The sequence below is a fragment of the Streptomyces sp. URMC 126 genome, assembly GCF_051386555.1.
In the GTDB taxonomy this organism is placed as follows: domain Bacteria; phylum Actinomycetota; class Actinomycetes; order Streptomycetales; family Streptomycetaceae; genus Streptomyces.
Genome location: NZ_JBPQTX010001108.1, coordinates 1 through 252, shown reverse-complemented (window position 1 = coordinate 252; position 252 = coordinate 1). Strand labels below are relative to the sequence as shown.

Here is a 252-nt window from a genome sequence, read left to right as displayed (position 1 = left end):
CCATGGCAAGTGAAGTCAAGGTTCTCGTCGCATGTGGCTCAGGAATCGCAACATCCACGGTCGCTCAGGAAAAGGTCAAGGAGATCCTGCGGGATGCCAAAATTCCCGCAAAGATCACCAAAGGGACTGTGGGACAGCTGCCAGTTCTCCAGAACGGTGTCGATGTCATCATGCTGACGACCCGCTACGGCAAGCCGTTGAACAAGCCCGTCATCCAGGTGTTCGGTCTCATTTCGGGCATCAACGAAGACG

The 252-nt window shown here is 55.2% G+C and carries 1 protein-coding gene; it reads left to right on the top strand.

Going from position 1 to position 252, the window contains the following annotated elements:
* A partial coding sequence (locus tag ACSNOK_RS35275) for a PTS sugar transporter subunit IIB (RefSeq protein ID WP_436784767.1) occupies positions 1-252 on the top strand: 252 nt, incomplete at both ends.